This is a genomic window from Vibrio sp. HI00D65 (assembly GCF_001635455.1).
Lineage (GTDB): Bacteria > Pseudomonadota > Gammaproteobacteria > Enterobacterales > Vibrionaceae > Vibrio.
In genome coordinates, this window is record NZ_LWEH01000044.1 from 63,314 (window position 1) to 71,144 (window position 7,831).

Annotated in this window: 6 protein-coding genes; 2 read left to right on the forward strand and 4 right to left on the reverse strand. The window is 43.9% G+C overall.

All coding sequences use genetic code 11. From position 1 onward, the window contains the following. Positions 1-430: 430 nt before the first annotated feature. Together A3712_RS06910 and A3712_RS06915 are read left to right on the forward strand one after the other, a co-directional pair. A complete protein-coding gene (locus A3712_RS06910) occupies positions 431-1,909 on the forward strand; it encodes a peptide MFS transporter (protein ID WP_063522836.1) in 1,479 nt (492 codons plus the stop codon). Between the two features lie 200 nt (positions 1,910-2,109). After that, on the forward strand, positions 2,110-2,892 hold the full coding sequence (locus tag A3712_RS06915) for a siderophore-interacting protein (RefSeq protein ID WP_063522837.1): 783 nt from the start codon (positions 2,110-2,112) through the stop codon (positions 2,890-2,892). A gap of 139 nt (positions 2,893-3,031) precedes the next feature. On the opposite strand, the gene A3712_RS06920 is transcribed toward A3712_RS06915, so the two are convergent. The 4 genes from A3712_RS06920 to A3712_RS06935 all read right to left on the reverse strand — a co-directional run bounded on the left by A3712_RS06920 (position 3,032) and on the right by A3712_RS06935 (position 7,706). Then, complete coding sequence (locus A3712_RS06920) at positions 3,032-3,934, reverse strand: multidrug transporter (RefSeq protein WP_063522838.1); 903 nt, start codon at positions 3,932-3,934, stop codon at positions 3,032-3,034. A 158-nt stretch (positions 3,935-4,092) separates the two neighbouring features. Then, positions 4,093-4,797 (reverse strand): phosphonate utilization transcriptional regulator PhnR, encoded by a 705-nt coding sequence (gene phnR, locus A3712_RS06925; RefSeq protein ID WP_063522839.1) that lies wholly within the window; start codon positions 4,795-4,797, stop codon positions 4,093-4,095. Positions 4,798-4,865: 68 nt separating this feature from the next. Further along, positions 4,866-6,575: a putative 2-aminoethylphosphonate ABC transporter permease subunit gene (locus A3712_RS06930; protein ID WP_197465796.1), complete on the reverse strand. Its 1,710-nt coding sequence runs from the start codon at positions 6,573-6,575 to the stop codon at positions 4,866-4,868. A 21-nt stretch (positions 6,576-6,596) separates the two neighbouring features. Next, entirely contained in the window at positions 6,597-7,706 is a 1,110-nt protein-coding gene (locus tag A3712_RS06935) for a putative 2-aminoethylphosphonate ABC transporter ATP-binding protein (RefSeq protein ID WP_063522841.1), read from the reverse strand. Positions 7,707-7,831: the final 125 nt, after the last annotated feature.

A 7,831-nucleotide genomic window follows, 5' to 3' on the forward strand; every position in this document is an offset into this window, starting at 1 on the left:
ATAAACAGTTGAAACGCGCTCAAGCAAATTGTTGAAAAATAGCCTTCATTCAGACTGAATTTTTGTAAACTTAACTTTCAATATCAAAACAAAGCCAGCCGTCAAGCTGGCTTTTTTATTCGCTAAAGCCCAACTGCCAATTGCAAGTGATAGTCACTTAAAAAATTACCGAATGACTCCCTCTTACTTTCCCTTTAATTGTTCATTACTTAGTCACAAATGAACATGACTAAATTTCACACAGACTTGCGTTTACCAGCAAAATATAATGTTGCAAATTTCATTCATGAAAAATATGAATGCACTCATAATAAAAGATCTATCGAGCAAAGTCCCGTTTGGGACGGATGCTTTATTTTATTTATTACTATGGATGGTATTATAATTGGGTAATTAAACTGCATATTAATACTAATGTGAGAATAAAATAATGTGGAATAGATTAAACAAATCAATGATGTTCTGCCAAATGATGTTTGGACTTTCGTTCTATGGCGTCATGGTGATCTTGACTCGTTTCTTCCTTGAGGACCTTAACTACAACGAAGCTGACACCATGATGGTAGTTGGTGCTTTCTCTGCAATTGGGCCACTGTTTGCTATCGCAGGTGGTTTCATCGCTGACAAATTCTTAGGTGCTTACCGCTCTTTGACCATCGCCTTCCTAGGGTTCGCGAGTGGTTATGTATTGTTGGTACTAGGCGCAGCAGCAACCAATGTTCCTATGGCATTGTGTGGTATTGCGCTAGCAAGTTATGCACGTGGTTTGATGTCCCCTTCTTACCCAAGTCTCTACAAACGCACGTTCAGAACACAAGAAGATTTTGAAAACTGCTACCCTATCAACTACTCAGTAAACAACATTGGTGCACTGTTAGGTCAGTACTTATTCCCTATGCTTGTGCTTGTTGTAGGCTTCCACGGTGGCTTCCTTCTGTCTGCTGTTCTAGCAGGCGCAGCACTACTGATGATGTTGTTTGTCCGCAAGGGCCTTGTTGAAGCAAGTGCTGAGATCGACCAGCAACCAGTAAGCACTAAAAACTGGGCAGCTTTCCTTGGCCTATCTGCTGCAATGATCGGCTTAGTATTTTTCATGTTCTCTAACATGGATATCGGCCAAAACATCGTTTATGCGATCGGTGCCGCAGCCATTATCTACTTTGTCTCTTTGATGGTGAAATCGAAGAAATCAGACATGCTAAAAATGGGTACTATCTTAATCATCACACTCCTGACTACATGTTTCTTCGTGTACTACGGCCAAATGATGACATCGATGACAATGGTAGCGATCAACACCATGCGTGGTGACCTATTCGGCTTCATCCCTGTTGCTCCAGAAGCGTCAATGGCAATGAACCCACTATGGTGTATGGTCGCGGGTCCTATCATCACCGGTATCTTCTCTGGCCTAGAAAAGAAAAACATCAACTTCTCTACAGCAACGAAAGTAGGTTTCTCTTTCATCCTGACAGCTATCGCTTTTGGTATCCTGACAATGGCAGTGACTACCGTTGGTGAAGACGCTCTGATTCGCCCTGAAATATTCCTAGCCATCCACTTCTTCCTAGCATTCGGTGAAGTAATTGTGGGTTCTATGGTAGTGGCATTCATCCTATCTGTGGCACCTAAGCACATCGAAAACTTCTCTGTTAGTTTATTCTCTGTAGCAATCGCACTATCAGGTATCGTTGGCGCAGTATTTTCAACGTCAATTGCACTAGAGAAAGGCCAAGAGATCACACAAGAGATCGTTCAAACGGTTTACGGCGACTACTTCCAAATACTGACTGTTCTTGCGGTAGTAATGGTAGGTATTGCGATGGCTGCATCTCTCACTATTCGTAAGATGCTAGAAGCAGCAAAAGCCGCTGATGAAACCGTTCATCTAGAAGAAGCAAACCGCTAATCACGCTGTTACTCAGCAAGCTATTTATCAAGCCCTTTAATTTACTAAAGGGTTTTTTTGTTGATGAAAGTTAGCGATATAAGCAAACCACTCTTAACTAAATTGTCCTTGTGTAAATTACAGTAAATGATAATTATTAGTATTGAGTGTTTTCTGGTTCGAGATTATTATGTGGGCATCAAAATCTAAGAGAGCCTTATATGAGCAAGCCTAGCCCTATTACATTAACCGTTACTCAAACCTCAACCATTACTCCAAACATGCAGCGTATTACTTTTAGCGGTGAGGGATTAAGTAAGTACCCAACTGAATGTGTAGGTGGCTACATCAAGCTTCTATTCTCGCCACTAGGCAACACTGACTTGAGTCAATTAGATGAGGGTGAGCGTCCAACCATGCGCACCTACACGATTCGCCACTACAGCCCTATAGAGAAGTTCATCGAGGTCGATTTCGTTCGACATATCACTAAAGATCTACAATGTGGCTTTGCTGCAAGATGGGCAATGAGCGCACAAGTTGGCGATACTATTTCAGTGGCAGGTCCGGGGTTAATCCAGGGGTTAAATCTTGAGTCAGATTGGTTCTTCTTAGTGGCAGATATGACTTCACTCCCTGCGCTTTCAGCAAAAGTAAAAACACTTCCAGAAAACGCAAAAGGTCACGCTGTTATTCAGATCAACTCAGCAGCAGACAAGCAAGAACTTGAAGCCCCTGAAGGCATTAAAATCACTTGGTTAATTGAAGATCAAACTTCAGAAACGTTGTCACAAACAGTCCGCAGCTTAACGTGGTTGGACGGTCAGGTTTCAGTATGGACAGCGTGTGAATTTGAAAGCATGCGTGAACTCAGACAGTACTTCAGAAACGAAAAAGAAGTCGCAAAAGAAAACATCTACATCAGTAGCTACTGGAAACGTGGCGTCAGTGAAGATGGGCATAAAGTTATCAAACAGCAAGATGCTCAAGCACTAGCGGATTAGGCCAATCACCAAAATAGCCTGCCTCAAGACCAAATAAAAAAACGCCCTGAACGATAAATCTATCGTTAAGGGCGCTTTACTTTCTAGTGTCAGAAAGCATCTGCTATCTCTCAAAGCAAGATAGTCTAGCAGGCACTTTTTAAATCAGTGAGGTAACTAGGCCGATGAGAATCAAAACAACACCTATACCGCGAGTCATGTGCCACTTTTCCTTCAAAAAGTAGATCCCCATCACGACACCGAAGGTGATGCTTACCTGCCGAAGTGCAACCACCAAGCTGACATTCTCTGTCATGGTCATTGCAAACAGCACCAATCCATAAGTCGACGCCATCATAATGCCCGCCACCGTGGCCTTCTTGCGTAGTATCCAAGCATTCGTAAATTCGACACTTTGGTTAGTTACCAACAGCCAAATACTCAATGGAATCACTATCGCCCAAAACTGGATGCCTAAATAGAAAATCGCCGTGTGTTTGTTGGTAATAACCTTAGTGCTCAAAGGCTCCAATAACAGCAGCGCTTCTTTATCAATAATGGAATAGCCTGTGGTACCGATAGCGGCGACAAGCGCCCAAAGCACGCCAAGGTTCAGGTAAGCTTTCAGCCTCAGCTCTGAGAACTGTTTCAATGGAACAAACAAGCAGCCTAATGTGAGCAGTGCAAAACCAACCCATTGATTAACGGAAAGATCATAGCCAATCAATACGGTACCCAAACCAACCATCAACACAGGCAATGCTCGAGCCATTGGATAAATCACACCAATATCAGCTTGTTTATAAGCAGCACCCAATCCAATTAGATAAATGATTTGGCATATCCCACTGAGCAAAACCAATTGCCAAAATGGAAGTGAGATATTTGAAAATCCAACATTATCGAGATACCAGATGAGATAAGGCGTCAATATCGCTGCAGCCGCAAACCCAGACGCCAAAAAAAACGATGAACCAGATCCTTGGTTAGATTTACCGAGAACATTCCAGCCCGCATGTAGTAAAGCGGAGATAATGACGATAACAATGGCAGAGAATTCCATTTCTTTCCTAATAAAATTGGTAAATAGATAAATAAAAGCAACAGCTTAATTGAAGTAATAAAAAAGGTCTCTGGATGAGAGACCTTAAATCATTGAAACCGGACGCCCCTACAGAATTAGAAGGAGCTCGTTACACAACTAGCACTGCGTGGGAGTTATTAGCGCTCGAGTTGAGCTATCGATTCAATACTGATTGCGTCGTGGCGCCAATACTCAATGTCACAATCAATCAAGTCGCCGTTTTGGTTGTAGTTAATACGCTCTACCACCATAGCCGGAGAACCTGAAGTCGCACGGAGAGCTTGTGCTGTTTCGCCCAATAGCGACGTTGTGCTCACGCGATAACGGATCTTCTGATACGCCACACCAAAATGCGCACGGTAAATGTCCGTCAGTGATTTCGATAAATCATGTTCAAGCAAGTTAGGAAAAAGCTCTGGTCGGATATAGTTTGTCACATACACAACTGGCCTATCTTCAAGATAACGAACTCTATCTACGCGATAAACGTCTGAGAAAGGAGGCAGTTCAAGGAGCTTAGTCGCCTCCTTAGTGGCTAACATCCCTTTGGCTGCGATCAACTCAGTTTTCGGCTGTCGATTCTGCGACAACGCCATATTAGTGAAATTTAGCGTTTGAGTTGGGTCGTAGCGAAGTGGCGCTGGTGAGATAAACCAACCACGTCGGTCTTCTCGATAAATGCGTCCTTCCGCTTCAAGTGAAGATAATGCTTCACGCAGCGTCACTCTCGTCGTATCAAACGACTCAGCAAGCTTACGTTCTGCAGGCAGTTTTTGTCGTGGTGTTAACATCCCAGACTCAATCTGCTCTACGATGACATCTTTGATTTTTACGTACTGCACTTAATTTCCTTTCATTCTTATTCTTGTCGTCAGCCACTCCTTGGCCAACTGCAATATAAAATGGTTCGTTAGCGCTCTCGCCAAGCTTGAGTGCGCTTCTCAAATAACTTGTTGATCAGCATATGAATCAACTTCGCGCTCGCTGCGGATATCATGATCATCACCGCCATGGCTGCTGCTGCACCGGTTTGCCCTGCATCGTCCATATTCAGTACGGAAACTGACGCAGGTATCGTATCGGTAGAATATAAGAATACTACCGCAGATGTAGTGGTAAGTGCATTAATAAACAGGTATGTCGCAATATCTAAAATCGCAGGCAGGCAAACAGGTACCGTTACTTTAAAGAACAACTGGTACTGCGGAAGATTTACCGAGGCCGCCGTTGCTTCAATTTCCGCAGGAAGCTGCTTTAACGCAGTTAACGCCGTCATGTGTCCTACCGTGTAGTAGTGAACCACAGTGTTTATAACCAAGAACGCCATAGTGCCGTACAAGAAGTTAAGTGGATTACTCAAGTCATTGAAGTAAAAGATGTAGCCCAAACCCAGTACCATCCCCGGAACCGCCATAGGTACAACACTGAGCATCTGCATTGCCTGACGAACAGGACCAAACGCTCTACCCTTCTCAATACAGTACGCACCTAAGAAAATAAGCATGGTACCGATTATCGCAGTCCATGCACCTAACGTTAATGAGTTGAAGAATGGAGTCCAACCATAGGTGCTCATTTCTGCAAAGTTATAGTTATTCAGTGTAAGGGCTTTGTTCCAAGGCCAAAAAGTGACCATGGAGCCGTATACCGCCATAACGAGAACAATAACCACAGCCGCGGATATCACTGCGCAGTACAGAAAACATGCACCGTCACGCAGGGCGTTCGGCTCTGGCTGGTAGGCGACTGAGCGAGTATCAAACAAACTCTTCTGCTTCTTTTGCACCCAACGATCAACGGTAAAGGCTAACAATGCTGGCAATAGCAGTAAAATACTGGTCACCGCACCCATCGAGAAGTTTTGCTGACCAACTACCTGCTTAAAAATATCCGTCGATAGAACGTTGTAGCTACCACCAATTACCTTCGGCACACCAAAATCACAAACCACCAGCGTAAAGACCACGATAAGCGTACTGATCAACCCATACTTGGCTACAGGTAAGGTCACTATGAAGAAAGTTTTGAAAGATGATGTATTTAGTGCGCGAGCCGCTTCATACAAGCGTGCATCCGAGGTTCTTAATGAGGTAGTAAGAATCATTAGAGCGTGTGGAAACGTCCAGAATATCAAACCTAGTGAGATCCCAATCAAGCCATATACCGAGTTGCCACATAAGACTTCTTTAGCTATGCCTTGGTTACCAAACAGAAAAATCAAACTGATGGCTGGAAGCAGCGAGGGGGCAAGGATAGGTGCAGAGCCCAACACCTGAAATAGCCCCTTAAAAGGCATACACGAGCGAGTCAAGGCATAAGCATAACCAAACGCCAGAACACTAACGACAACCATTACTAGTATGCCAAGCGTAAATGTGTTGCCCACGGATTGCCAAAGGCTTTGCGAAGCGAAATACGTAGCGAAGTTCTGTAGACCTACAAATTCGCCATCCGCATTCTGAACGCTTTTTTTCAGCATCGCCCACAAAGGCATCAGGATAAACAGCATCATGACTACAGACAAAAATGCCAACAGCCCAAATAGAATCACATTGTCCGTGCTTAACCGAGCCAGTAAAGGCCGTACTCGTCGTTGAATTAGCAGCTTAGATTGCATCATTTGAGTCGATTCCATGATTGTTTACGCTGCCTCGTCTTTCATCACTTGAACACTTTTCGATGGATAAGCTCGTAAGCCTTCTTGATCAAATGCTACGTAACGAATATCACTGCGACGCAGTTTCAATCGATTAAACTCTTTGACTGGCACATCAACGATGATCTCTTTTGCCTTAGAGTCATGCTGCAATTGACATTCGACGCGATAAAACGCGCCCAAAAACTCGCTCGAAAGGATTTTGACCGGCAGTGACTCATTAAAACGATCAACGAACTGGATTTGCTCAGGACGAACTGCAATATCAAATACATCCCCCTGCTTTGGAGTCAGATTGTCTAATCTAGGAAGTGGCAACATAGACTCAGCAATACGCATCTTGCCCTGGACCGCCACAGAGGCTTGAATGAAGTTCATGCTACCAACAAACTCCGCAACAAAACGACTCGCTGGTTTTTGGTAGATCTCTTGCGGCGCACCCACCTGCTCAATAACCCCATGGTTCATTACTACAATGCGGTCTGCCATAGTCAAAGCTTCGTCTTGATCGTGTGTCACCATGATCGTGGTGATGCCCAATTTGCGCTGTAATTGGCAAATCTCATCACGCAGGTGTGTTCTTACTTTCGCATCGAGTGCAGACAGCGGCTCATCAAGCAGAAGTAACCCAGGAGACAAGGCCAGTGCGCGAGCCAGCGCCACGCGCTGCTGTTGACCACCGGACAATTGATTCGGATACTTTTGACCGGACGTTGGCAAGCCGATGGTTTCTAGCCAAGACTCCACCGTTTCTAGTGCTTCTTTGGTCGACATGCTTTGGTTTTTCAAGCCGATTGCAATGTTTTCTTCCACCGTCAGGTTAGGGAAAAGAGCGTAAGATTGAAACACGATGCCAAAGTCACGCTTTTCTGGTGGTAAAAAGGTCGTGTCGCTACCATTTTGCTCAATTGAGCCTGAAGTTGGTAAATCTAGACCCGCAATCGCACGTAATAAGGTAGTTTTTCCACAGCCAGATGGGCCAAGGAAACAGACGAACTCGCCTTTTTCAATAGATAAGGAGATGTCTTTAAGCGCTGTAAATTGACCGAATTGCTTTACAACGTTTTCAATATTCAAATAAATTTGGTTGCTCATACTACAGCACTCTTTATATGGTATATACCAAATTTAAACTTTAAATATTTCAGTTGAGTGACAAATTTATAGAAGCTAAATGACAGTTATATTGCAGATATAATAAGCATTTAAGATGCGTGCCC